This is a genomic window from Bosea sp. AS-1 (genome assembly GCF_002220095.1).
Lineage (GTDB): Bacteria > Pseudomonadota > Alphaproteobacteria > Rhizobiales > Beijerinckiaceae > Allobosea.
The window spans coordinates 714,499-737,554 of record NZ_CP022372.1 but is presented as its reverse complement, the minus strand read 5'-3'; the positions used below and the strand labels follow the sequence as shown (position 1 = coordinate 737,554).

General features: G+C 68.2%; 26 protein-coding genes. 17 read left to right on the top strand and 9 right to left on the bottom strand.

Translation table 11 applies throughout. The features are described 5' to 3' along the window. Positions 1 to 23: 23 nt before the first annotated feature. A complete protein-coding gene (phnF, locus tag CE453_RS05205) occupies positions 24 to 779 on the bottom strand; it encodes a phosphonate metabolism transcriptional regulator PhnF (RefSeq protein WP_089173616.1) in 756 nt (251 codons plus the stop codon). A gap of 116 nt (positions 780 to 895) precedes the next feature. Here phnF and phnG point away from each other — a divergent pair, with 116 nt between their 5' ends. From phnG to CE453_RS05165, 8 genes are read left to right on the top strand one after another with little or no spacing between them, the layout of a single operon-like run. Further along, positions 896 to 1,297 carry a phosphonate C-P lyase system protein PhnG gene (phnG, locus tag CE453_RS05200; protein WP_248307959.1) on the top strand — a complete coding sequence of 134 codons (402 nt, stop codon included), beginning with the start codon at positions 896 to 898 and terminating at the stop codon, positions 1,295 to 1,297. Beyond that, positions 1,297 to 1,899, top strand: a complete 603-nt coding sequence (gene phnH / locus CE453_RS05195) for a phosphonate C-P lyase system protein PhnH (protein ID WP_089173614.1) — start codon at positions 1,297 to 1,299, stop codon at positions 1,897 to 1,899. The genes phnG and phnH overlap by 1 nt, the downstream gene beginning before the upstream one ends. After that, on the top strand, positions 1,899 to 3,011 hold the full coding sequence (locus CE453_RS05190) for a carbon-phosphorus lyase complex subunit (protein ID WP_089173613.1): 1,113 nt from the start codon (positions 1,899 to 1,901) through the stop codon (positions 3,009 to 3,011). The genes phnH and CE453_RS05190 overlap by 1 nt, the downstream gene beginning before the upstream one ends. Continuing rightward, on the top strand, positions 3,008 to 3,931 hold the full coding sequence (locus CE453_RS05185; protein ID WP_282568774.1) for an alpha-D-ribose 1-methylphosphonate 5-phosphate C-P-lyase PhnJ: 924 nt from the start codon (positions 3,008 to 3,010) through the stop codon (positions 3,929 to 3,931). Before CE453_RS05190 ends, CE453_RS05185 begins: the two co-directional genes overlap by 4 nt. Further along, positions 3,928 to 4,734, top strand: a complete 807-nt coding sequence (gene phnK, locus CE453_RS05180) for a phosphonate C-P lyase system protein PhnK (protein ID WP_089173612.1) — start codon at positions 3,928 to 3,930, stop codon at positions 4,732 to 4,734. Before CE453_RS05185 ends, phnK begins: the two co-directional genes overlap by 4 nt. A gap of 48 nt (positions 4,735 to 4,782) precedes the next feature. Next, positions 4,783 to 5,481 (top strand): phosphonate C-P lyase system protein PhnL, encoded by a 699-nt coding sequence (gene phnL / locus CE453_RS05175; protein ID WP_089173611.1) that lies wholly within the window; start codon positions 4,783 to 4,785, stop codon positions 5,479 to 5,481. After that, positions 5,478 to 6,620 carry an alpha-D-ribose 1-methylphosphonate 5-triphosphate diphosphatase gene (locus CE453_RS05170; protein WP_248307958.1) on the top strand — a complete coding sequence of 381 codons (1,143 nt, stop codon included), beginning with the start codon at positions 5,478 to 5,480 and terminating at the stop codon, positions 6,618 to 6,620. Before phnL ends, CE453_RS05170 begins: the two co-directional genes overlap by 4 nt. Next, positions 6,617 to 7,312 (top strand): DUF1045 domain-containing protein, encoded by a 696-nt coding sequence (locus CE453_RS05165; RefSeq protein ID WP_248307957.1) that lies wholly within the window; start codon positions 6,617 to 6,619, stop codon positions 7,310 to 7,312. Before CE453_RS05170 ends, CE453_RS05165 begins: the two co-directional genes overlap by 4 nt. Here the strand turns inward: CE453_RS05165 and phnN are convergent. Beyond that, on the bottom strand, positions 7,309 to 7,908 hold the full coding sequence (phnN, locus tag CE453_RS05160; RefSeq protein WP_089173609.1) for a phosphonate metabolism protein/1,5-bisphosphokinase (PRPP-forming) PhnN: 600 nt from the start codon (positions 7,906 to 7,908) through the stop codon (positions 7,309 to 7,311). The two genes, CE453_RS05165 and phnN, sit on opposite strands and share 4 nt — an antisense overlap. Between phnN and CE453_RS05155 the strand changes: the two genes are divergently transcribed. Both CE453_RS05155 and CE453_RS05150 read left to right on the top strand, forming a co-directional pair. Beyond that, positions 7,907 to 8,530, top strand: coding sequence for an LbetaH domain-containing protein (locus CE453_RS05155; RefSeq protein ID WP_089173608.1), 624 nt, complete (start codon positions 7,907 to 7,909; stop codon positions 8,528 to 8,530). The genes phnN and CE453_RS05155 overlap by 2 nt on opposite strands. 193 nt (positions 8,531 to 8,723) lie before the next feature. Next, complete coding sequence (locus tag CE453_RS05150; protein ID WP_089173607.1) at positions 8,724 to 10,229, top strand: globin-coupled sensor protein; 1,506 nt, start codon at positions 8,724 to 8,726, stop codon at positions 10,227 to 10,229. Positions 10,230 to 10,250: 21 nt separating this feature from the next. Here CE453_RS05150 and CE453_RS05145 read toward each other — a convergent pair whose 3' ends face one another. From CE453_RS05145 to rpsU, 7 genes are all read right to left on the bottom strand, one after another. Continuing rightward, complete coding sequence (locus CE453_RS05145) at positions 10,251 to 10,913, bottom strand: class I SAM-dependent methyltransferase (protein ID WP_089173606.1); 663 nt, start codon at positions 10,911 to 10,913, stop codon at positions 10,251 to 10,253. Beyond that, entirely contained in the window at positions 10,910 to 12,064 is a 1,155-nt protein-coding gene (locus CE453_RS05140) for a glycosyltransferase family 4 protein (RefSeq protein WP_089173605.1), read from the bottom strand. Before CE453_RS05140 ends, CE453_RS05145 begins: the two co-directional genes overlap by 4 nt. Positions 12,065 to 12,111: 47 nt before the next feature. Beyond that, the gene (locus CE453_RS05135; protein WP_089173604.1) at positions 12,112 to 13,599 is read right to left on the bottom strand and encodes a S8 family serine peptidase; all 1,488 of its coding nucleotides are present in this window, start codon (positions 13,597 to 13,599) and stop codon (positions 12,112 to 12,114) included. 64 nt (positions 13,600 to 13,663) lie between these two features. Then, positions 13,664 to 14,359: a hypothetical protein gene (locus CE453_RS05130; protein ID WP_089173603.1), complete on the bottom strand. Its 696-nt coding sequence runs from the start codon at positions 14,357 to 14,359 to the stop codon at positions 13,664 to 13,666. 48 nt (positions 14,360 to 14,407) lie between these two features. After that, positions 14,408 to 14,968 carry a sigma-70 family RNA polymerase sigma factor gene (locus CE453_RS05125; protein ID WP_089173602.1) on the bottom strand — a complete coding sequence of 187 codons (561 nt, stop codon included), beginning with the start codon at positions 14,966 to 14,968 and terminating at the stop codon, positions 14,408 to 14,410. Positions 14,969 to 15,185: 217 nt separating this feature from the next. After that, the gene (locus tag CE453_RS05120) at positions 15,186 to 15,560 is read right to left on the bottom strand and encodes a DUF6481 family protein (protein WP_198302266.1); all 375 of its coding nucleotides are present in this window, start codon (positions 15,558 to 15,560) and stop codon (positions 15,186 to 15,188) included. Between the two features lie 85 nt (positions 15,561 to 15,645). Continuing rightward, positions 15,646 to 15,909, bottom strand: a complete 264-nt coding sequence (gene rpsU, locus CE453_RS05115) for a 30S ribosomal protein S21 (protein WP_089173601.1) — start codon at positions 15,907 to 15,909, stop codon at positions 15,646 to 15,648. Between the two features lie 269 nt (positions 15,910 to 16,178). Here rpsU and proB point away from each other — a divergent pair, with 269 nt between their 5' ends. The 7 genes from proB (at position 16,179) to CE453_RS05080 (ending at position 22,998) form a co-directional block, all read left to right on the top strand. Further along, entirely contained in the window at positions 16,179 to 17,303 is a 1,125-nt protein-coding gene (proB, locus tag CE453_RS05110; RefSeq protein ID WP_089173600.1) for a glutamate 5-kinase, read from the top strand. 35 nt (positions 17,304 to 17,338) lie between these two features. Continuing rightward, positions 17,339 to 18,646 (top strand): glutamate-5-semialdehyde dehydrogenase, encoded by a 1,308-nt coding sequence (locus CE453_RS05105; protein WP_198302265.1) that lies wholly within the window; start codon positions 17,339 to 17,341, stop codon positions 18,644 to 18,646. Between the two features lie 31 nt (positions 18,647 to 18,677). After that, positions 18,678 to 19,289, top strand: coding sequence for a nicotinate-nucleotide adenylyltransferase (locus tag CE453_RS05100; protein ID WP_089173599.1), 612 nt, complete (start codon positions 18,678 to 18,680; stop codon positions 19,287 to 19,289). 123 nt (positions 19,290 to 19,412) lie between these two features. Further along, entirely contained in the window at positions 19,413 to 19,769 is a 357-nt protein-coding gene (gene rsfS, locus CE453_RS05095; protein ID WP_248308085.1) for a ribosome silencing factor, read from the top strand. Positions 19,770 to 19,775: 6 nt separating this feature from the next. Then, positions 19,776 to 20,255, top strand: a complete 480-nt coding sequence (gene rlmH, locus CE453_RS05090) for a 23S rRNA (pseudouridine(1915)-N(3))-methyltransferase RlmH (protein ID WP_089173597.1) — start codon at positions 19,776 to 19,778, stop codon at positions 20,253 to 20,255. Between the two features lie 14 nt (positions 20,256 to 20,269). Continuing rightward, on the top strand, positions 20,270 to 21,613 hold the full coding sequence (locus tag CE453_RS05085; RefSeq protein ID WP_248307955.1) for a murein hydrolase activator EnvC family protein: 1,344 nt from the start codon (positions 20,270 to 20,272) through the stop codon (positions 21,611 to 21,613). Next, positions 21,613 to 22,998, top strand: coding sequence for a S41 family peptidase (locus CE453_RS05080; RefSeq protein WP_089177715.1), 1,386 nt, complete (start codon positions 21,613 to 21,615; stop codon positions 22,996 to 22,998). Before CE453_RS05085 ends, CE453_RS05080 begins: the two co-directional genes overlap by 1 nt. Positions 22,999 to 23,056: the final 58 nt, after the last annotated feature.

Sequence of the window (23,056 nt, the reverse complement as noted above, 5' to 3'; positions counted from 1 at the left end):
AGCCCGACCCGGCGAGCGCGCCGTCACTCCCCGAACGGCTCGATCACCATTTCCATACGCTCGCCGGCGAAGACGCTCGCGACGAGGTGGATCGGCGTCAGGTCCGGCAGCGCGTCGATGGCCGTCGAGATCATCACCGCCGACTCCGGCGCGATCTGCAGCAGTTCGGCCTCCGCCTCGTCGGCCAGCCGCGCGGTGAGGCGCGTCGACAGGCGCACGTAATCCGCGATGCCATAGGTCTTGAAGGCGGCGGTGATCGACCCGGCGGCCTCGCGATAGGCCCTGTCGAAATCCGGGAAGCGCTCCACCGAGAGCCAGTGCGTGCCGGTGCCCATCGGCACGCCGTCGGCCAGGCTCACGCCCCGCACGCACCAGAGCGGTGTCCCGGTCTTCAGGCCGAGCGCCGTGCAGGCAGGCGCCTCGCCCACGGCCGTCTCGGCCGAGAGCATGCGGCTCGTGCCGGTGATGCCGAGCTTGCCCATATTGGTGCGCATGCTGACGCGCCGACCGATCGGATAAGGCAGGCGGGGCGCCGTCACCTGCGTGCCGCGGCCGCGCGACACCGTCACCAGGCCGAGATCGGCGAGGTGCCGGAAGGCCTGCCGCACCGTATGGCGATGCACGCCATAGCGCTCCGCCAGCGCGACCGAGGCCGGCAGCGTGTCGCCTGGCCGGTACTCCTCGCGCTCGATCGCGGCCGCCAGCTCGTCGGCGATGCGCCGCCAGACCGTACCGCCTTCGCCATTGAGGACCGGGGCTTGCGCCGTCTCTTGCGTCATCAAAAATTCATCCAAAAAGTATAGACATTCATCATCGTCAGAGACATTATAGTCTAGACATTTGAAGCTGACCAGCGAGCCGGCGGATGACCTCGAAAACACCCCGACAACAATGGATGGCGACCTTGGCGCGCGCCTCCCGCGACGAGATCGCGACCCTTCTCGGCGCCCTCCCCGAACATGAGGTGCTGAAGGCGCCCGAGACCGGCACCGTGATGGTGGAAGGCCGGGCCGGCGGGGCCGGACGGCGCTTCAACCTTGGCGAGGCGACCGTGACGCGCTGCGTCGTGCGCCTGCCCAACGGCCGCATGGGCTTCTCCTATGCGCTCGGCCGCGACCACCGCAAGGCGCGGCTCGCGGCCCTGCTCGACGCCCGCCTCCAGGACGAGGCGGCCGGCGGCGAACTCTCGCAGGGCGTCGCGACGCTGACTGCGCAACAGGCCACGGCCCGCGACCTCGCTTCGCGCAAGGCGGCGGCGACCAAGGTCGATTTCTTCACGTTGGTCAGGGGCGAGTGATGACGGCGCAGGACATGATCTCCCCCGGCTTCTCCGATCCGGTCTTCCAGTCGCAGGCCGCCTTCCGCGCCCTGCTCGCCGCGCTCTCGGAGCCCGGCACGCTGCAATGCGTCACAGACGACATCACCCCGCCGGAAGGCCTTGCCACCGCCACGGCGACCGCCTTGCTGGCGCTGGCCGATTACGAGACACCAGTCTGGCTGCCCGAGGCGCTGCGTAACGGCCCCGCCGCTGCCTGGCTGCGCTTCCACTGCGGCGTGGCGCTGGTCGACGAGCCGATCAAGGCCGCCTTCGCGGTGCTCGACGGCGCGACCGACGAGCCGAAACTGTCTGATTTCAACCTCGGCACCGACCAGTTCCCGGATCGCTCCACCACCGTGATCGTGCAGGTTGCAGGCCTGGAAGGCGGCGCCGCCTTGACGCTCTCGGGCCCCGGCATTCCCGGCGAACGCACCATCGCCGCTCAGGGCCTGCGTCCCGGCTTCACCGACGAGCTGCGCGAGAACGGCGCACTCTATCCGCTCGGCGTCGACGTCGTGCTCGCGCATGGCGCGGGCCTGATCGGCCTGCCGCGTTCGACGCAGATCAAGGAGGCTCGCTGATGTATGTCGCCGTCAAGGGCGGCGAGGCCGCGATCCTCGCCACGCATGATCTCGTCGCCGAGGCGCGCCGGGGCGATCCGGCCGTGCCGGAGATCAGCGTCGCCCAGATCCGCGAGCAGCAGGCATTGGCCTGCGCCCGCGTGATGAACGAGGGCTCGCTCTACGACCAGGACCTCGCCGCGCTCGCGCTGAAGCAGTCGCAGGGCGACGTGATCGAGTCCGCCTTCCTGATGCGGGCCTATCGCACGACGCTGCCGCGCTTCGGCTCCTCTGAACCGCTCGACACGGCCCAGATGGCGATCCGCCGCCGTGTCTCCGCGACCTACAAGGATCTGCCCGGTGGACAGGTGCTCGGCCCGACCTATGACTACACGCATCGTCTGTTCGACTTCGCCCTGATGGACGAGGCGTCCGAGGCCACACCCCGCAAGGCTCAGGCTCCGCTCGACGCCACCATGCCGCGCGTGCCCGATATCCTCGGTGCCGAGGGCTTGATGGAAGCGGAAGAACCGCCGGAAGGCGATCCGCGGCCCTTCGATCTGACACGCGATCCCGTCTCCTTCCCGGCCGATCGCGATATCCGCCTGCAATCGATGGCGCGCGGCGACGAGGGCTTCCTGCTCGGCCTCGGCTATTCCGTGCAGCGCGGCTTCGGCGGGACGCATCCCTTCGTCGGCGAAGTCCGCGTCGGCGAGGTTGCGGTCGAGTTCGTGCCGGAAGAACTCGGCTTCGCGGTCGATCTCGGCGACGTCACCCTGACCGAATGCCAGATGGTCAACCAGTTCCAGGGCTCGAAAGAGGTGCCGCCGCAATTCACCCGCGGCTACGGCCTCGTCTTCGGCCATAGCGAGCGCAAGGCGATGTCGATGTCGCTGGTCGACCGCGCCTTGAAGGCGCGCGATTTCGGCGAGGCGACGAACTACCCGGCGCAGCAGGACGAGTTCGTCCTCTACCACGCCGATAATGTCGAGGCGGCCGGCTTCGTCGAGCATCTCAAGCTGCCGCACTATGTCGATTTCCAGGGCGAGCTCGAACTGATCCGCCGCATCCGTAAGGAGCGCGAGGAGCGGCTGGCGCGCGAACAGGACACCCTGCCGGAGGCTGCCGAATGACCATCCATCAGATGCCGGCGGAAAATACGAAGCCGGCTTACAACTACGCCTATCTCGACGAACAGACCAAGCGGATGATCCGCCGCGCCTTGCTCAAGGCCGTCGCGGTGCCGGGTTATCAGGTGCCGTTCGGCTCGCGCGAGATGCCCTTGGCCCGCGGCTGGGGTACTGGCGGCATCCAGATCACCGCCGCGATCATCGGCCCGTCCGATACGCTGAAGGTGATCGACCAGGGCGCCGACGACACCACCAATGCCGTCTCGATCCGCAAGTTCTTCGAGCGCACGGCCGACGCCCGCACCAGCGAGGCGACGGAGGAGGCCACGATCATCCAGACCCGCCACCGCATCCCGGAGGCGCCGCTGAAGAGCGGGCAGGTCATGGTCTATCAGGTCCCGATGCCCGAGCCGCTGCGCCGGCTGGAGCCGCGCGAGGCCGAGACCCGCAAGATGCACGCCTGGGCCGAATACGGGCTGATGCAGGTCAAGCTCTATGAGGACATCGCCCGCTATGGCGAGATCACCAAGACCTATGACTACCCGGTCATGGTTAACGACCGCTATGTGATGGCGCCCTCGCCCATCCCGAAATTCGACAACCCGAAGATGCACATGTCGCCAGCGCTCCAGCTCTTCGGCGCCGGCCGCGAGAAGCGCATCTACGCATTGCCGCCCTATACCAGCGTGAAGAGCCTCGATTTCGAGGATCATCCCTTCCGCATCCAGAGCTGGACCCAGCCCTGCGGGCTCTGCGGCGCGGGCGACAGCTATCTCGACGAGGTCGTGATCGACGACCAGGGCGGACGCATGTTCGTCTGCTCCGACAGCCATTATTGCGAGACCCGCCGGGCGGAAGGCCATCGCGGCACGATGCTGGGCGACGCGGCCGCGAGCGGCCTGGTCGAGGAGACCACCCCATGACCTTGCATGTCGCAGCGGCCGAGCTCGCGCTCGAACCCGCCCCCCTGCTCTCCATCGACGGCGTCAGCCGCTTCTATGGCGAGCGCATCGGCTGCGCCGATGTCTCCTTCGACCTCTGGCCGGGCGAGGTGCTCGGCATCGTCGGCGAATCCGGCTCGGGCAAGTCAACCCTGCTGCGCTGCCTCGCCGGCATCGACAAACCCGACGAGGGCGAAGTGCTGTTCAGGGGCGGCACGGAGCCGCTCGATATCTACTCGGTCTCCGAGCAGGAGCGCCGCCGCCTGATGCGCACGGCCTGGGGCATCGTCCATCAGAACCCGCGCGACGGGTTGCGCATGGACGTCACCGCCGGCGGCAATGTCGGCGAGCGCCTGATGGATCGCGGCGACCGCCATTACGGCCAGATCCGCGAGCGCGCACTCGACTGGCTGCAGCGCGTCGAGATCGTCGGCACCCGCATCGACGATCGGCCACGTCAGTTCTCCGGCGGCATGCAGCAGCGCCTGCAGATCGCCCGGGTGCTGGTTTCCGAACCGCGCCTCGTCTTCATGGACGAGCCGACCGGTGGCCTCGACGTCTCCGTGCAGGCTCGCCTGCTCGACCTGCTGCGCGTGCTGGTGCGCGATCTCGGCCTCGCCGCGATCATCGTCACCCACGACCTCGCGGTCGCACGGCTCCTGACCGACCGGCTGATGGTGATGAAGGATGGCCGCGTCGTCGAGCAGGGCCTGACCGACCAGGTCCTCGACGATCCGCACCATGCCTATACGCAACTCCTGACCTCGGCGGTGCTGAGCGTGTGACGGCCCCGTCACACCCTCGTCACCGCGAATCGGCAAGGCACTGACCCCATGACCACGATGATTCAGGTCGAGAACGTCGCCAAGACCTTCACCCTGCACAACCAGGGTGGAGCGCGTCTGCCCGTTTTCGACAACGTCAATTTCAGCGTCGAAGCCGGCGAGGCGCTGGTGCTTGCCGGCGCCTCGGGCGCCGGCAAGTCGAGCCTGCTGCGCATCCTCTACGGCAACTACAAGCCCACGAGCGGCGCGATCCGCATCACCCATGCCGGCCGCCCCGTCGACATCGTCGCGGCCGTGCCGCGCACCGTGCTCGACATCCGCCGCCGCACGCTCGGCTTCGTCTCGCAGTTCCTGCGCGTCATTCCGCGCGTCTCGACGCTCGACATCGTGCGCGACCCGCTGCTCGCCCGCGGCGCCGCGCCCGACGTCGCGACCGAGAAAGCCAAGGCCATGCTCGCCCGGCTCAACCTGCCGGAGCGGCTCTGGAACCTCGCGCCCGCCACCTTCTCCGGCGGCGAGCAGCAGCGCGTCAACATCGCCCGCTCCTTCGTCGATCCCTCCGCGATCATGCTGATCGACGAGCCGACCGCCTCGCTCGACGCTGCAAACCGTGACGTCGTCGTCGAACTCATCTCGGAGGCGCGCGCCGCTGGTTCCGCCATCGTCGGCATCTTCCACGACGAGGCGGTTCGCGAACGCGTCGCGACGCGCTATCTCGACATCACCGCTTTCCGGAAGGCCGCATGATGCAGACCGTACTCACCAACGCTAGGCTGATCCTCGAGAACGAGGTCGTCACCGGCACCATCGCCTTCGACGAAACTGGCATCACCGCTGTCGACCAGGGCCAATCCTCGCTGCCCGGCGCGATCGACGCCGGCGGCGACTATGTCGCCCCCGGCCTCGTCGAGATGCACACCGACAACATGGAAAAGCATTTCATGCCGCGCCCGAAGGTCTTCTGGCCGAACGGGCTCGCCGCGGCGCTGGTCCATGACGCGCAGATGGCCGCCGCGGGCGTCACCACCGTCTACGACGCCGTCTGTGCCGGCACGCCCTTCTCGGCCAAGGACTACCGCAAGGACATCTTCGCCGACGTGATGAAGGCGCTGGCCGAGGGCAAGCGCGAGAACGTCTTCCGCATCGACCACCGCATCCACATGCGCTGCGAATTGACGAGCCCGGACCTGCTCAGGGACATCGAGCCTTATCAGGACGACGAGCTCGTCCAGCTGGTCTCGCTGATGGACCACACGCCCGGCCAGCGCCAGTGGCGCAACATCGAGCATCTGCGCACCTATGCCATGGGCAACGGCAAGACGCAGGCCGAATTCGAGGAGGACGTCGAGGTGCGCCAGCGCGAAGGTGCAGCCAACGTCGCCAGGAACTGGTCGACCGTCGTGGACATCTTCCGCACGCGCGGCATCCCGCTCGCAACCCATGACGACACGATTCCCGAGCATGTCGAGGAGGGCATCGCCTCGGGCGCAGTGATCTCCGAATTCCCGACGACCTTCGAAGCGGCCGAGGCCGCCAAGAAGCACGGCCTTGCCACCGTCGCCGGCGCGCCGAACGTCGTGCGCGGCGGCTCGCATTCCGGCGGCGTCTCGGTCTCCGAGCTTGCGGAGAAAGGCCTGCTCGACGGCCTCTCCTCCGACTATGTTCCCGCGAGCCTGCTCCAGGCGGTCGTCAAGCTCAATGCCAGCCATGGCATCGCGCTGCCGGAGGCCATGGGCATGGTGACCTGGAAGGTCGCCGACATCCTCGGCCTGAAGGATCGCGGCCATCTCAAGACCGGGCTCAGGGCCGACCTCGTGCGCTTCAAGGTGCTTGGCAGCACGCCCGTGCTCGGCGCCGTCTGGTCGAAGGGCGAGCGCGCATTTTGAGCAAGCCGCGCTACGCCGTCTATTATGCACCCGCCGCCGACAGCGCCCTCTGGCGCTTCGGTTCGGCGGTGCTGGGCTATGACGCGTTGACGGGCGAGGATGCCACCTTCGCTGTCCCGCCCGGATGCGCACCGGCGACCTGGCCCGCTCTGACCGAGGAGCCGCGCCGCTACGGCTTCCATGCGACGCTGAAGGCCCCGTTCGAGCTCGCCGACGGGCGCAGCGAAGAGCAGCTGCGCGCCTTTGCCCGCAACTATGCCGCGGGGCTGGAAGGCGTGACGCTGGCGGGCTTGAGCGTGACGGCGCTGGGTTCCTTCGTCGCGCTGACCCCATCCGAGCCGAGCGACGCCCTGCAGCGCTTCGCCTTCACGCTCGTGCAGGGCTTCGAGCCCTTCCGCGCACCGCTGGCGGAAGCCGATCGCGCACGACGCCTGAAGAGCCCTCTGACCCCGGCGCAGCACGCTTATCTGGAAGCCTATGGCTACCCTTATGTGGGCGATGCCTTCCGCTTCCACATGACACTGACGGGCTCCCTGCCGAGCGGGCAGGTCGAGCCAGTCAAGCAGGCGCTCGAAGCCGCCTCTGCCGCGGCGCTGCCGGCGGGCCCGGTCAGACTGGATCGCTTCGCTCTGTTCAAGCAGGCCGAGCGCGCCGGCCGCTTCCGGCTGCTCGACTCCTATCCGTTCGGCTAGGAGCCATGCCGCGCGAGCGCACGCAGGACGGCAAGCAGTTCGTCGGCGGCCTCGGCGACACTGCGATCGTTCATGATGGTGACGATCTCGGCACGCTCGGCCGTCAGCGGCGCCTCACGCTTGAGGCGGGCCGCGATATCGGCCTCGCTCTCGCGCCCGCGCGCCGCAAGCCGCTGCGCCAGAACCGGGACCGGAGCGGTGATGTTGAGCACGACCACGCGCTCCGCCAGCCGCTCGGCCGCCGCGATGACCGCCCGCGAGATGTTGACGATCACCACCGCGCTCTCGGCGATGCCCGCAAGCTCCGCCGCCGGAATCCCGTAGCTCAGCCCATGCGCGCGCCAGCTCAGCGCGAGCGCGCCCTTCGCTTCGGCCTCACGGAAAGTGGCCTCGTCGCAGGAATCGTGATCCTCCGCGCCAGCCATGGCCGGGCGGGTGATCAGGCGGCGCGCGAAGCGAAAGCGCGCATCGCCGGCAAGCCCGGCGCGCCCTGCATCCATCAAGGTGTCCTTCCCCGCCCCGGACGGCCCGACCACGAGGACGAGCGCGCCCGCTGCTGAAGCCGGGACCGCGAGATCAGGAGAGTGCAAGGACATGGCTGGAAAGAAGCTCGGACTGGAACCGGTGATCGACCCGACGGCGAAGGTCAGCAAGGCCACGCTCGGACGCTACACCGAGATCGGCGCCCGCACCGCCTTCGTCGAGTCGACATTAGGCGACTACTCCTATGTCGTGAACGACGCGAATGTCATTTACACGACGATCGGCAAATTCTGCTCGATCGCGGCGATGACGCGGATCAACCCCGGCAACCATCCGATGCAGCGGGCAAGCCAGTCGCATTTCAGCTATCGCTCCTCGGCTTATTTCGATGACGCCGAGGACGATGCCGCCTTCTTCGACTGGCGCCGCGCCCATGCCGTGACCATCGGGCACGATGTCTGGATCGGCCACGGCGCGATCGTCCTCGCCGGCCGCAGCATCGGCACCGGCGCGGTGGTTGCCGGTGGCGCAGTCGTCACAAAGGACGTTGCGCCCTACACCATCGTCGCCGGCAATCCGGCCCGGCCGATCCGCCAGCGCTTTCCGGACGATATCGCGGATAGGTTGCAGAAGCTCGGCTGGTGGGACTGGGAACATACGAAGCTGCGCGCCGCTCTCGACGATTTCCGCCACCTCTCCGTCGAGGACTTCCTCGCGCGGCATGAGGCAGGCTAGGCGCGCGCGCCTGTGCCAGCCCTGCTTTTACAGGGCGATCCCCTGCGACGCCGAGGTTGATTGCAATCATAGCACGCCGCTCTCCTGTAGAAATTGACCCAGATCAAGACATGCTCTCATAGGTTGTTAACCCAGTTCCGCCATACTCGAGGAACGGCAGAAATGGTTTCTGCCGAGGCTTGGGGGCCTATCGATGTCGGAATTGGATCATCTTGCCAGACGGCTTGCCTTCATGCAGCTCGATCCGGACGCGCAGGCGCGTATCCGCGACGTCGGTGACGCGCTGGGCGCCTCCGTTCCGGGCGCGCTCGATGCCTTCTATGCGCAGCTGCGCGCCTTTCCGGAGACGAAGGCGTTCTTCAGCAACGAGCAGCACATCGAAAGCGCCAAGCAGCGTCAGGGCAAGCACTGGAGCGGCATCGCGACCGGGCAGTTCGACGAGCACTATATCGGCGCCGTCACCCAGGTCGGGAAGATCCATGCGCGCATCGGGCTCGAGCCGCGCTGGTATATCGGCGGATATGCCCTGATCCTCGAAAAGCTGCTCGCCGGTGTGCTGGAAGCGCGCTGGCCGAAGAATGCGCTCGGCAAGCGCATGTCCGGCGTCGCCGAGCGCTCGGCCGAGATCGGCGCCATCGTCAAGGCCGCGATGCTCGACATGGATTATGCGATCACGGTCTATCTGGAAGCTTCGGAGGAGGCCCGGTTGAAGGCGCAGGCCGAGGCCCGCGCCATCGAGCAGACCCAGGCGGCCGAACGCGACAAGGCCATCGCCTGCGTCAGCGAGAGCATGGCAGCACTGGCCGAAGGCGACCTGACCCATCGCATGAGCCCCGAGATCCCGGCCGAATACGGCCAGATTCGCGACCATTTCAACGCCGCCATGGATCGGCTCCAGGAGATGGTTTCGACCATCAAGGGCACTTCCACCGCGATCGCCGCCTCCTCGCAGGAGATCAGCAGCGGCGCGCAGGACCTCTCCATGCGCACGGAGCAGCAGGCTTCGGCGCTGGAAGAGAGCGCTGCCACGACGGAGCAGCTCGCGGCCTCGGTCAAGACCTCCTCGCAGGCCTCGCGCGATTCCGTCGCCCTGGCCGACGAGGCCGCCCACGTCGCGCGCACCGGCGGCGATATCGTCAAGGATGCGGTCGAAGCCATGGCCCGCATCGAGGGCGCCTCGAAGAAGATCTCGGAGATCACCGACGTCATCGACGGCATCGCCTTCCAGACCAACCTGCTCGCCCTCAATGCTGCCGTCGAAGCAGCCCGGGCCGGCGAGGCGGGGCGCGGTTTCGCCGTCGTCGCCGCCGAGGTGCGTGCCCTGGCCCAGCGCTCGGCCGATGCCGCCAAGGACATCACCGGGCTGATCGCCTCTTCCGATACCGAGGTGGCGGAAGGCGTGAAGCTCGTCCGCCAGGCCGGCGAGACGCTGGACCGGATCGTCGCCGCCTCCGCCAAGGTCTCGAGCACGGTCGAGGAGATCGCCTCCGCTTCCGGCGAACAGGCCAACGGCATCGACGAGATGAGCCAGACCGTCAGCCACATGGACGAGATGACGCAGCAGAACGCGGCGCTCGCCGAGGAAAGCGCGGCTTCGGCCCGCACGCTGCTCGACCAGATCGAGCAGCTCAACCACCTGGTCGCCGCCTTCCGTACCGAGCACGCAGCCGGCACGGCGATCCGGCGCCGCGCGGCGTGAGCCCAGGCCCTGGCGGCGCGCCTAACCCGCGAGCCGCCAGACCGAGCTGCGCTTGATCTCGGCATCTTCCAGAGCGCGTGTCACCGGCACCTCATAGGTCGCGACGGCCGTGAGCTTGTCCTTCGGCAGGTAGCTACGGCCGGGATCGCCGATCAAAACCGTCGCCCCGCGCCGGCTCAACCCGCCGAGCCAGCCGATCACGGCCTCGGCCATGGCGCGCTCGTAACAGACGTCGCCAGCGCAGATCACTTCCCAGCCCTCATCGCGGCCGACCAGATCGTCGAGCCGCGCCGTCACCGCGACGCCGTTCGCTTCCGCATTGAGGCCGATGGCGGCCGTGGCGAAGGCGTCGATATCGCAGGCTTCGACCGAAGCTGCACCCGCCTTCATCGCCGCGATCGCGACAAGCCCGGAGCCCGAGGCGAAATCGAGCACGCGCCGGCCCGCGACGATCTGGGGATTGTCCAGCAGGTAGCGAGCCAGCGCCTGCCCGCCAGCCCAGGCAAAGGCCCAGAAGGGCGGTGGCAGACCGATGACGGCGAGCTCATCCTCGGTTTTCTGCCAGAGTTCCGTCGCCTCTTCCGCGACATGCAGAGCGATCTCGGGGGCATGCGGCACCGGCAGCAGCCGGGTATGCTCCCTGATGAAAGCGACGCGATCCGGCTCGTTCGCCAGCGCGCTCATGCCGTCACATCCGTCGCAGGCTCATCCAGCAGGCTGCGATAGAGGGCCTTCACCGCGTTCATCACATCGCGTTCGGTATGGCCGTCGAGCAGCCGTGCGCGTGCGTTCGCGCCCATCCGCTCGGTCAGCCCCGGCGCCCGCGCGAAGACCAGCAGCGCCTTGGCCAGCGCAGCGGCATCGTCGGAGGGCACGACCATGCCGTCGTGCCCCTCGCGTACGAAACTGCGACAGCCCGGCACATCGGTCGTCAGGATCGGCCGGCCGCAGGCGGCGGCTTCCAGGATGGTACGCGGCAGCCCCTCGCCGCCGCGCGACGGCAGGATGCACAGGTGATGCGCCTTCCAGACGGCCTCGATGTCGCGCGTCGGCCCGGCCCAGCTGATGCCCGGTCGCGCGGCCCATTCCTTCAAGGTAGCCTCGGGAATGGCCTTGGGATTGGACGGATCAGGCGCGCCATGGATCGTCAGCGTGACCTTGGCACCTTCGGCCCGCGCCAGCCTGACCGCCTCGACGGCGAGGTCGACGCCCTTCGACCACAACATCCGCGCCACGATCGCGACCTTGAGAGGCGGCGCCGACGGCATCGGCGCCGGCATCAGGATCAGCGGATCGACGCCGGCACCACCGACGATCGCGACCTTGCCGGCATCCTGCGGATCGAGCCCGAGCGTGACGGGATCGTCGGGATTCTCGAACAGGAACCGCACCTGCCTCCCATCGATCGCGCCGCGCAGCCAGGTCACTGCCGCGAAGCGTGCCAGCGCCGCGAGCCCTCCCTGCTTCGCTCCGAGGAAGCCGAGCCCGGTCAGCGCATAGACGCGCCGCTCGACGCCGGCGAGCTTGCCGGCAAGGCCCGCCAGCGCGATCGGCTTCAGCGCGATGCAATGCAAGACGTCGGGCTTCTCGGCCGCGATGATCCGCTTCAGTGCCGCAACCTGCTTGAACAAGGCACGCGGATCGAGGCTGCGCCGCTCGGCTTCGAGCGCGATCAGCCGCGCGCCGGTCGCCTCGATGACGCGGCGATGGTTGCGCTCGCGGGCGATGACGGCGACGTCGAGCCCCATCTCGCGCGCAGCCCGCGCCATCGGCAGGAAATGCGAAGCGAAGAACCAGTCCTCGGTGGCGACGAACAGCAGTTTCGGGCGCGGCATGGCGCCATCAGGCCGATGCGACGGCGAAGGTCAAGTGCGCGCGCCGATCACGGCTGCGCGGTTGCGACCGGCAGGACCCGCGCCAAGGCCGCCTGTGCATCAACGCGGCCGGCGCCGAAGAGCGGGTCGCGCCCCTTCGGGCCGAGATCGACGGCGCTCTCCGCCAAGATCTTGCGCGCACCCGCGAGGTCGAGATCGGGTTCCTTCTCGACGAGCATGGCGACCAGGCCGGTGACATGTGCGGCCGCGATCGACGTGCCCGAGGTGAAGGCGTAGCGCCCTTCGGGCTCCGCCGTCAGCACGTCGACGCCCGGAGCGGCCACGGCGATGTAGCCGCCGCGATTGGCGTCCGGAAACAGCTTGTCGTCGGCATCGGTCGCAGTGACCGCGATGACGTTCGGATCGGCGCCAGGATAGAGCGGGCCCGATTTCGGCCCGTTGTTGCCGGCCGCCGCCACCACGATCAGCCCGCGTTCCTTGGCGCCGACCAGCGCCTTGGACAGCAGGCGGTCCTGCGGGCCGGCGAAGCTGAGATTGATGATCTTGGCCCGCTGCTGCACCACCCAGTCGAGCGCCGTCATGATCTGGAACGACTTGCCGTTGGCGGAGGTCGCCTGCGTGCCGCCGAAGGCCCGGCCGACCAGAAGCCGCGCCGCCGGCGCCATGCCCTCCAGCTCGCCATGGGCGGCGATGGCGGTGGCCATCGAAGTGCCGTGGGCATGCGGCGTCGCCTGCCCGTCGATGGCGTCGAGGTAACCGACGACCGAGCCGCGCAGCTCGGGATGCTCCATGTCGACGCCGGAATCGATCAGCGCAACCCGCACGCCACGGCCTTGCGCCAGCTTATGCGCCTCGGTGAGGTGCAGCTTGCCGACCACATATTGCGGCGGCAGCACGCGGCGCGTCGTCGCCGGCGCGCGGGCGACCGGCGTCGGGTCGGAGAGTCGCAGCGTCGGCAGGGTCGACTGGCTGCGCGCATCGGAAGAGGCCGTGCTCGGCCCCGTCGATACGCCGGAGACCGGCTTGGACCCGTCCTCCTGCAGGTCGAACAGGAAATTCGGCTGGGCACCGGCGATGCTGTCGTCGTCGCCCATCTGTGTCAGCACGGCGCGCAGATCGCGACCGGCCTCGAGCTTGGCGCGGATGATCGTGACATTGGCGAGCTCGAAGCGTTGCCGGGCGATCACCGTCGCGCCATAGCGGCGCAGTACCGTGTCGGCATCGGCATTGGGCGCCAGCTCGAACAACACCTCATCCGGCACGAAACGGGTCTCCTCGGGCGCCGGAACGAGGCTGCGCGCCTGACGCGGCTGCATCCAGGCGCCGGGCGGCACGCGCATCGAGCGATTGAGGCCGCCGGCGGGCGGCTGCTGGCCGGTGGGCGCGGCGACGCGGCGCGTCGTCTCGCCCTGCGGACCGGGAGCGGGCTGTGCCGAGGCCGGCCCGGGCGCCAGAACGAGACCGAGGGCGAAAAGGCCAACGCCTGCGACGCGTCGCAGGCGAGGGAAGCGATGCCTGGGAAGAGCCGGGAGCATGACCTGATCCTCCTGCCTCAACCGATCATGCCACAGCGCGCGGCCACAGCACCAGAACCGACCGTCACGGCGCGGCCGCGACGAAACTGACGATGCCGCTCTCGGCTTTCATCCGCGCTGCGATCGCATCGACCTGGGCGGCGGAGAGCGAGGCATCGCCGACGCGGACCTTGAAGAAACCGTTGGCACGCGGCCCGTCGACCACCGAGGCGTCGAAGCGCTTGAAGAAGGAGGCGATCTCGCCAGCCCGAGCTTCGGGGGCGAAGCTCAGCAACACATAGCGCTCCGAGGAGTGCGCGCCCGGCGCCGAGGCGGTCTGGTATCCGCCGCCGGCATCGCGCAGCGCCAGCCCCGTGATCGCGACGCCCTGCAGCGCGATCAACGCGACGGCGAAAGCGCCGGCATAGGCAAGGCGGCGCGGCGGCTGCGCCGCCAGCAGCCCGCCGAGCCAGCCCAGAAAGCCCTTACTCAGGCCATCCGTGGCGCGGGACAGGAGCGGCGCCGGCCGCTGCTCGGCCTCGATGCCGGCCATCAGCTTGTCGAGAGCCCGCGGCGACGGCGCGCCGAGATGCTCGTTGAGCAGCACCGTCTCGGCCATGTCGTCGCGGATGATCTCGAGCCGGGCAGCGAGATCGGCGTCAGAGGCCAGGGCGGCCTCGACGCGCTTCCTGTCCGCCGCGGCGATGCGGCCATTCGCATAGAAGGGCAGGAGCTCCTCGAGCTCGCGGCGCTTCGGATCGCTTGCGACGCTGTCGGTCATGACGCCACTCCTGCAGCGGCCAGGCCGCGCTTCATCGATTGCTTCGTTTCACGGCCAGCCCCGGTCGATGCCGGCGGCCTTGAGCATCTCGCCCAGCTTCTTGCGGGCATGGAACAGCCTGGTCTTGACTGTGTTCTCGGGGATCCCGACGATCCGCGCGACCTCCTCGACGGAAGTCTCGTGATAGTAGACGAGGTCGATGACCTCGCGGTGCTCGGCCGAGAGCCGCCCGAGACAGGCGCGGATGGCGAGACCCTTGTCCTGCTTCTGCAGCACGACTTCGGGGCCGTCGGACTCATCCTCGATGCTCGAGGCGTAATCCTCGTCCAGCTCGGCATCGCGGCGCTTGCGCATGAGCGACCACGCCTTGTTCCTGGCGATGGCGAGCAGCCAGGTCGCGACCGAGGCGCGAGCCTCGAAGCGATCGGCCTGTCGCCACAGATCCATGAACACGTCACTGATCACATCCTCGGCAAGCGTCTCGTCGCGGACGAGCCGCAGCACGAAACGGTAGACCCGCACTTGATGCCGCGAAAACAGCACCTTCATCGCGAGCCGGTCACCCGAGGCGATCCGCTTGACGAGATCCTCGTCCGATTCCGTATGCATTGCCCCTCGAAGGCCAGGCATCCCGGCTCGCACCCATTCGTCGCGGCGAGCAGGGGAAAGGTTCAAACGGCCGGCAGATTAATCTGCATGGCCGGTTTTGCCGATAGCATGCGGAATGAATTCGGTCACGTTTCGGCCATGATTGCCGACAGACCGGAAGTGGTCTTCGAAAAGAGGAAGGCAGAAACGAAAAGGGGCGCCGCGGCGCCCCAAATCATCAGCGGCGTTTGCCGGCCGATCGTAGCTGCATGTATTGTACCGCTTCCAGAAGCACCTTACGGGGGCGCTCCGCATCGCGCTTGGCCTGCTCCGCCTTGCGGGCAGCCTCGCGAGCGAGCTCTTCCTGGCGCTTCTCTTCAGCGATACGCTCACGCTCGATCGCCTCCAGCCGCTCCTTTTCGGCGCGGATCTTGGCCTTTTCCGCCTCGCGCTCGGCACGGGCCTGCGCGATGGCTTCCCGCTCCGCGCGTCGCTGCACCATGACCGGGTCATCGGCCTTTGGCCGTGCCTGGAAACGCTCGAGGAGCGCCTGTTTGGCTTTGGCGGAGTTGGCCTGACGGTCGGTGAAGCTGCGGTCGTTCGGGTTCTTCAAGGGTGGTCATCTCTCATGTTGTTACAGGCCATTTCGCAGCCTGCGCGGGCGAAATAATCCAGATCGCGGCGAATTGGTATCGAAATCAACGCGCAGGCGCTGTGCTTCCAGCGCGCGACGGGCGTGTTTTCGGGCGCGGCGCGGCGACCAGACCTTCACGTCGCGCCTGCTTGAGCGCAGCCTTCCGCGCGCGGCGCACGGCATCGGCGCGTTCGCGAGCGCGGCGCTCGGAGGGCTTCTCATAGGCCCTGCGGCGCTTCAGTTCGCGCATAACCCCTTCGCGCTGCATCTTTTTCTTCAGCACGCGCAGCGCTTGATCGACATTGTTGTCTCTGACGAGAACTTGCATGGCGGCCTCCTGACCCAAAGGGAACGCGCGGCAACACCGCGGGAGGCGGCGGGCACGGAGCGGTCCGGAGTGACGGAAAAGTCGCAGGGCGCGCGAAAACGCAGCGGGTGCGACCGGAACGACCCCGGATATGGGTATCCCGCCCCGCCCTGTCAATCTGAGCCGGCTTCGATGCGCCCATCACGGAGCCGTCATCGCGGCGCCGCGCTTTACAAGCGCGCGGTTTTCCCCAACAGGCAAAGACGTCGCCGCAACCGGTTCCACCTCTCGTGAACACGCCCACGCTCTCCCAGTTCCGCCGCATCGTCGTAAAGGTCGGCTCCAGCCTGCTGGTCGATCGGGCCCGCGGGCGGCTGCGCCATGCCTGGCTTGCCGCGCTCGCCGAGGATCTGGCCGAATTGCACCAGCGCGGCGCCGACATCCTCGTCGTCTCCTCGGGCGCGATCGCGCTCGGGCGCACCGTGCTCGGCCTGCCCTCCGGCCCGTTGCGCCTGGAGGAAAGCCAGGCCGCGGCCGCCGTCGGCCAGATCGCGCTCGCCCGCAACTGGGCCGAGGCCCTCGGCGCCCATGGGCTGACCGCCGGTCAGATTCTGCTGACGCTCGCCGACACCGAGCAGCGCCGCCGTTATCTCAACGCGCGCGCGACGCTGGGGCGCCTGCTCGATCTGCGCGCCATCCCCGTCATCAACGAGAACGACACCGTCGCCACCACCGAAATCCGCTATGGCGACAACGACCGCCTCGCCGCCCGCGTCGCGACCATGGCCGGCGCCGACCTGCTCGTGCTCTTCTCCGACATCGACGGGCTCTACACCGCCCCGCCCGCGAAGGATCCGGCCGCACGGCACATCCCGGTGGTCGAGCGCATAACCCCGGAGATCGATGCGATGGCTGGCGGCGCGGCCTCGGAACTTTCGCGCGGCGGCATGCGCACCAAGATCGAGGCCGGCAAGATCGCCATCGCCGGCGGCACCCATATGCTGATCGCCGACGGGCGAGCCAAGAACCCGCTTGCGACCATCGCCCAGGGCGGGCGCTGCACCTGGTTCCTCACCGCCTCGACGCCCGCGACCGCCCGCAAGACCTGGATCGCCGGCTCGCTGGAACCGCGCGGCACGCTGCATGTCGATGCCGGCGCGGCCCGGGCGCTGCGGGGCGGCGCAAGCCTGCTGCCGGTCGGCGTTGCCCGCATCGAGGGCGAGTTCTCGCGCGGCGATGCCGTGCTGATCCGCGATCCCGACGGACATGTGCTCGGCCGCGGCCTCGTCGCTTATGACGCATCGGAAGCGGCGCTGGTGCTCGGCAAGGCGTCGCGCGACATCGAGGCGGTGCTCGGCTATCCGGGCCGAGCCGAGATGATCCACCGGGACGACATGGCGCTCGGTCTGAGCTAGGTTCAGGGCCGAACGCGGATTTTGGACGGGACAGGATGACGAGCGACAGCGCGCTGCGCATCATCGCAACGAACGGAGCCGAACGAGATGTCGGCGCCGTCATGCTGGAACTCGGCAAGCGCGCCCGCGCCGCCGCCCGCAAGGTCGCGCTCGCCCCAGCCGAGCAGCGCAACGCCGCACTCCGCGCCATGGCCGACGCCTTGCGCGCCCGCAACTCCCGCATCCTTGCCGCCAATGCCCAGGACCTCGCCGACGGCAAGGCCGCGGGCTTGAGTGCTTCCTTCATCGACCGCCTCGCTCTCGACGAAAAGCGCCTCGCCGCCATCGCCGACGCCGTTGCCGAAGTCGCGGAGCTCGCCGATCCGCTCGGCCGCGTGCTGGCGGAGTGGACTCGGCCGAACGGGCTGCGCTTCGAGCGCGTCGCGACGCCGCTGGGCGTCATCGCCGTGATTTTCGAGAGCCGCCCGAACGTCACCGCCGATGCGGGGGCGCTTTGCCTCAAGAGCGGCAATGCCGCGATCCTGCGCGCCGGCTCCGATTCCTTCCGCTCCTCGACCGAGATCGCCGCCGCCATGCGCGAGGGGCTGGAAGCCGCTGGCCTGCCCGCCGACGCGATCCAGCTCGTACCGACGCGCGACCGCGCCGCCGTCGGCGAAATCCTCGCCGGGCTTGGCGGCAACATCGATGTCGTGGTGCCGCGCGGCGGCAAAAGCCTCGTCGCCCGCGTCCAGAGCGAGGCGCGCGTGCCGGTCTTCGCCCATCTCGACGGCAACTGCCACGTCTACGTCGATCGCGCCGCCGATCCCGCCATGGCCCGCGACATCCTGCTCAACGCCAAGCTGCGCCGCACCGGCGTCTGCGGGGCGGCCGAGACCCTGCTGGTCGACGATGGTGCCGCCGAGACGCATCTCGCATCGCTCGTTACCGCCCTGCTCGAGGCCGGCTGCGCCGTGCGCGGCGACGAGGCCGCGCAAGCTGTCGACGGCCGCGTGACCGCCGCGACGGAGCAGGACTGGGCCACCGAGTATCTCGACCGCATCATCGCGGTGAAGACCGTGCCCGGTCTGGGCGCCGCGATCGACCATATCGAGCGCTATGGCTCGCACCATACGGACGCCATCGTCACGGCGAACGAGGAAGCCGCCGCCCGCTTCCTGGCAGAGGTCGATTCCGCCATCGTCATCCACAATGCCTCAACCCAGTTCGCCGATGGCGGCGAATTCGGCTTCGGCGCCGAGATCGGCATCGCCACCGGGCGGATGCATGCGCGCGGCCCTGTCGGCGTCGAGCAGCTCTGCTCCTTCAAATACCGTGTCCACGGCAGCGGCCAGACAAGACCCTGAGCGGATCCTGGCCCTGAGCGAATCCCGAACCATGGCGAACGAGCATCTGCGGCTGCCGCCCCATGCGCCCGGCCTGTGCATCGGCCTGTTCGGCGGCAGCTTCAACCCGGCCCATGACGGACACCGCCTGGCGAGCCTCACGGCACTGCGCCGGCTCCAGCTCGACAAGGTGTGGTGGCTGGTCACGCCGGGCAATCCGCTCAAGGACAACACGAGACTGCCGCCGCTGCCCGAGCGCATCCGCCAGGCTCGCAGCGTCGCCAACTCGGCCCGCATCCATGTCACCGGCATCGAGGCCCGGCTGCGCACCCGCTACACCGCCGATACGCTGCGGGCGCTGAAACGCCGCTGCCCCGGCGTCCGCTTCGTCTGGATCATGGGCTCGGACAATCTTGCGAGCTTCCACCGCTGGAACGAATGGCGCGCCATCGCCCGGATGATGCCGATCGCGATCATCGACCGGCCGGGCTCGACCCACAGCGCCATGGCCTCCCCCGCCGCCAACTGGCTTTCGCGCTGGCGTATTCCCGAAAGCCAGGCCGCGACGCTCGCCCGGACCGAGCCGCCCGCCTGGGTTTTCCTGCATGGCCGGCGCTCGGCCTTATCCTCGACAATGCTGCGCGAGCAGGCTGGGCGCGATTGAATTCCGGGCCTTTCCGGCTTATTTTAACTGCGTCGCGCTGAAAGCGCGTCGCATCGAGAGGATACGTCACTGAACCGTCAAATCCTTGGTGAAGCCGAGCCGAAGCCGCTTCCCCAGGCTGCTATCGCGGACAATCCCTCTGCCGATAGCATCGCCCTCGCGCTGCGTGTCCTGGACGACATGAAGGCCGAGGATGTCACGGTGATCGACCTCGTGGGCAAGACCTCGCTGGCCGATGCGATGATCATCGCCTCGGGTCGCGTCAACCGCCACGTCGCCTCGATTGCCGAAACCCTGATCGAAGCCCTGAAGGACGCCGGGCAGCCCACGCCAAAGGTCGAGGGGATGCCGGCTTGCGACTGGGTGCTGATCGATACGGGCGACATCATCGTCCATATCTTCCGGCCGGAAGTGCGCGACTTCTACAATCTCGAGAAGATGTGGGGCGCCGACCGGCCGAACGAGCGCCTCGTCGGCTGACGAGGCGTGCGGCTCGCGGTCATCGCTGTCGGCCGGCTCAAGGACGGGCCGGAACGCGAGCTCTGCGAGCGCTATCGCGAGCGCGCCCTCGCGCTCGGCCGCGCGATCGGCTTCAGCGGCCCCGAGATCGCCGAATTGCCGGAGAGCCGGGGCCGTCGCCCTGAGGAGCGCAAGCGTGACGAGGCCGAAGCGATCCTCGGCAAGGTCCAACCCGGGCTGATCGTCGCGCTCGACGAGCGCGGCAGGAATCTCGGCAGCGAGGCCTTCGCCCAACGCCTCGCCGCAGCGCGTGACGCCGGCACCGCCCATGCGAATTTCTTGATCGGTGGGGCGGATGGCCTGAGCGAAGCGGTGCGCGATCGTGCCGATATCACGCTCGCTTTCGGTGCGCTGACATTGCCGCACCAGATTGTGCGCGCGCTCGTGCTGGAGCAGATCTACCGGGCGATGACGATCGTCGCCGGCCACCCCTATCATCGGGTATGAATCGCGCTCTGCCGATGATTCGCACCGCGCTCTCTGGTCTGGGCCTCGCTGCCGCCTTGCTTCTCGGCACGGTGCAGCCTTCGCTCGCCCAGACGAATCCGCCGGATCCCGAGGCCCTCCAGCGGGAGGCGATGCAGAAGCTGGTCGAGAAGCAGGCGCGCGAGGCCGAGCTGAAGGCGATCGAGCAGCGGCTGGCCGGCAACAAGGATGTGCGTGAGAAACTCGAGGGCGAGATCGCCGCGATCCGCGCCGACCGTGCGGCCCTCAACAAGGCGCTGCTGGAGACGACCGCCCGCACCCAGGCCGGCGAGCAGAAGCTCGGCGACCTCGAAAAACGCCTCTCGCTGCTGCAATCGAGCGAAGCGGCGATCCGTCGTTCGCTCGACAGCCGGCGCGGCCTGATCGCGGAAGTGCTGGCGGCGCTGCAGCGCATCGGCCGGCGCCCGCCGCCCGCCGTACTGGTCAGGCCGGAGGATATTCTCGAAGCCATCCGTGCCTCGATGCTGCTCGGCGCGGTCGTGCCGGATCTGCGGCAGGAGGTCGAGATTCTCGGCACCGACCTTGCCGAGCTGGTCCGGCTGCGGAACGGGATCGCGACCGAACAGACCAATATCGGCGCCGAGATGGAGCAGCTCGCGGCCGAGCGCCAGCGCCTCGCCTCGCTGGTCGAGGCAAGGCGGGAGCGCGAAGCCGCCGCCGCCAAGGACGTCGAGGCGCAGAAGACGCTCGGCGACCAGCTTGCCGGCCAGGCCCGCTCGATGCGCGACTTCGTCGAAAAGATCGAGAAGGAGATCTCGGTCGCCAACAAGGCGGCGGATGCCGCCCGCAAGGCGATCGAGCAGGAGACGCGCGAGCAGCGCGATCGCATGACGGCGCTGGCCTTCAAGGACCCGGCGCGGCTCGCTCCCAAGATCGCCTTCGCCGACGCCAAGGGGCTGCTCTCGCTGCCTGTCGCCGGTTCACGATTGCGTGGTTTCGGCGATCCTGACGGCGCCGGCGGCACCACCCGCGGAATTTCACTGGAAACCCGCCCTGGCGCCCTAGTTTCGGCGCCTTCTGACGGTTGGGTGGTGTATGCGGGTCCGTTCCGCTCCTTCGGGCAACTCTTGATCCTGAATGCCGGCGGCGGATACTACATGTTGCTGGCCGGAATGCAGCGGATCGATGTCGCCCTCAACCAGTTCGTCCTTGCCGGCGAGCCGGTTGCGGTGATGGGCGAAACATCGGAAGCTGCCGCGACGACAGTAGGAGTGGGAACCGGGCAGCCGGTTCTGTATATAGAATTCAGGAAAGACGGCACCTCGGTCGACCCGACACCGTGGTGGACGAAATCGCAAGGCGAAAAGGTTCGCGGATGATGCGCAAGGTTTCTCTCGTTCTCGCCGGCGCCATCATGGGCGCAGGCCTGACCGGACTGGCTACCCAGACACAGCTCCTGAGCTCGACCAGCGCCGTCGCCGCCTCGGCCGAGGTGTATCGCAGCCTGAACCTGTTCGGTGACATCTTCGAGAAGATCCGCACCGATTACGTCGACAAGCCGGACGAGCAGAAGCTGATCGAGGCCGCCATCAACGGCATGGTCTCCTCGCTCGACCCGCACTCCTCCTATCTCGACGCGAAGTCCTTCCGCGAGATGGACACCGACATGCGCGGCCAGTTCGGCGGGCTCGGCATCGAGGTGACGATGGAGGACGGCGTCCTCAAGGTCGCCAAGCCGATCAAGGACACGCCCGCCTCCAAGGCCGGCATCCTCGCCAACGACATCATCCGCCAGATCGACGGGCAGGAGGTCAAGGGCCTCTCCCTCACCCAGGCGGTCGACAAGATGCGCGGCCTGATCAATACCCAGGTGACGCTGAAGGTCGAGCGCCCCGGCAAGCCGGAGCCGCTGGACTTCACCCTGACTCGCCAGACCATCGTCGTGCCGGCGGTCGAGGATCGCGTCGAGGGCGATATCGGTTATATCCGTATCGGCACCTTCTCCGAGCAGACCTATGACGGCCTGCGCAAGGCGATCGAGAAGACCACGAGCGAGATCGGCGCCGACAAGCTCAAGGGCTACATCATCGACCTGCGCAATAACCGCGGCGGACGCCTCGACCAGTCGGTGCTGGTCTCCGACGCCTTCCTGGAGCGCGGCAAGATTGTCTCGACCCGCGGCCGCAACGCCGAGGAGACGCAGGTCTTCAACGCCAAGTCGGGTGACCTCACCAAGGGCAAGCCGGTCGTCGTGCTGATCAACGGCTCCACCGCATCGGCCGCCGAGATCGTCTCCGGCGCCCTGCAGGACCACAAGCGCGCGACCATCATCGGCACGCGCTCCTTCGGCAAGGGCTCGGTGCAGACCGTGATCCCGCTGGGCTCCAACGGCGGCCTGCGGCTGACCACGGCGCGCTACTACACCCCGTCGGGCAACTCGATCCAGGCCAAGGGCATCACGCCGGACATCGAGGTCGTGCAGGACATCCCGCAGGAGCTCAAGGACAAGATCGTCGACAACAAGGGCGAAGCCGCGCTGAAGGGCCATCTCAAGGCCGGTGAAGGCGAGGAGCAGTCCGGCTCGAGCTCCTATGTCCCGAACGACCCGAAGAAGGACACGCAGCTCATTGCCGCGATCGACCTGCTCCACGGCGTGAAGAAGGATGCCGCCGCTGCGAAGCCGGCGGAAAAGCCGGCCGAAGCGCCCGCTCCGGCTCCGGTCGCCCCCGCGACGCCGGCCGCGCCCGAGGCACCCAAGCCCTGATCGGCAGCCCCGAGCCAGCCTCGGGGCTCGACGGCGGGCGGCTTACACGACAAGACTA

Bases quoted from the DNA above. Each gene is read 5' to 3' on its own strand.
- phnF (WP_089173616.1), bottom strand. From the start codon at position 779: ATGACGCAAGAGACGGCGCAAGCCCCGGTCCTCAATGGCGAAGGCGGT.
- phnG (WP_248307959.1), top strand. From the start codon at position 896: ATGGCGACCTTGGCGCGCGCCTCCCGCGACGAGATCGCGACCCTTCTC.
- phnH (WP_089173614.1), top strand. From the start codon at position 1,297: ATGACGGCGCAGGACATGATCTCCCCCGGCTTCTCCGATCCGGTCTTC.
- CE453_RS05190 (WP_089173613.1), top strand. From the start codon at position 1,899: ATGTATGTCGCCGTCAAGGGCGGCGAGGCCGCGATCCTCGCCACGCAT.
- CE453_RS05185 (WP_282568774.1), top strand. From the start codon at position 3,008: ATGACCATCCATCAGATGCCGGCGGAAAATACGAAGCCGGCTTACAAC.
- phnK (WP_089173612.1), top strand. From the start codon at position 3,928: ATGACCTTGCATGTCGCAGCGGCCGAGCTCGCGCTCGAACCCGCCCCC.
- phnL (WP_089173611.1), top strand. From the start codon at position 4,783: ATGACCACGATGATTCAGGTCGAGAACGTCGCCAAGACCTTCACCCTG.
- CE453_RS05170 (WP_248307958.1), top strand. From the start codon at position 5,478: ATGATGCAGACCGTACTCACCAACGCTAGGCTGATCCTCGAGAACGAG.
- CE453_RS05155 (WP_089173608.1), top strand. From the start codon at position 7,907: ATGGCTGGAAAGAAGCTCGGACTGGAACCGGTGATCGACCCGACGGCG.
- phnN (WP_089173609.1), bottom strand. From the start codon at position 7,908: ATGTCCTTGCACTCTCCTGATCTCGCGGTCCCGGCTTCAGCAGCGGGC.
- CE453_RS05150 (WP_089173607.1), top strand. From the start codon at position 8,724: ATGTCGGAATTGGATCATCTTGCCAGACGGCTTGCCTTCATGCAGCTC.
- CE453_RS05145 (WP_089173606.1), bottom strand. From the start codon at position 10,913: ATGAGCGCGCTGGCGAACGAGCCGGATCGCGTCGCTTTCATCAGGGAG.
- CE453_RS05140 (WP_089173605.1), bottom strand. From the start codon at position 12,064: ATGCCGCGCCCGAAACTGCTGTTCGTCGCCACCGAGGACTGGTTCTTC.
- CE453_RS05135 (WP_089173604.1), bottom strand. From the start codon at position 13,599: ATGCTCCCGGCTCTTCCCAGGCATCGCTTCCCTCGCCTGCGACGCGTC.
- CE453_RS05130 (WP_089173603.1), bottom strand. From the start codon at position 14,359: ATGACCGACAGCGTCGCAAGCGATCCGAAGCGCCGCGAGCTCGAGGAG.
- CE453_RS05125 (WP_089173602.1), bottom strand. From the start codon at position 14,968: ATGCATACGGAATCGGACGAGGATCTCGTCAAGCGGATCGCCTCGGGT.
- rpsU (WP_089173601.1), bottom strand. From the start codon at position 15,909: ATGCAAGTTCTCGTCAGAGACAACAATGTCGATCAAGCGCTGCGCGTG.
- CE453_RS05105 (WP_198302265.1), top strand. From the start codon at position 17,339: ATGACGAGCGACAGCGCGCTGCGCATCATCGCAACGAACGGAGCCGAA.
- CE453_RS05100 (WP_089173599.1), top strand. From the start codon at position 18,678: ATGGCGAACGAGCATCTGCGGCTGCCGCCCCATGCGCCCGGCCTGTGC.
- CE453_RS05085 (WP_248307955.1), top strand. From the start codon at position 20,270: ATGATTCGCACCGCGCTCTCTGGTCTGGGCCTCGCTGCCGCCTTGCTT.
- CE453_RS05080 (WP_089177715.1), top strand. From the start codon at position 21,613: ATGCGCAAGGTTTCTCTCGTTCTCGCCGGCGCCATCATGGGCGCAGGC.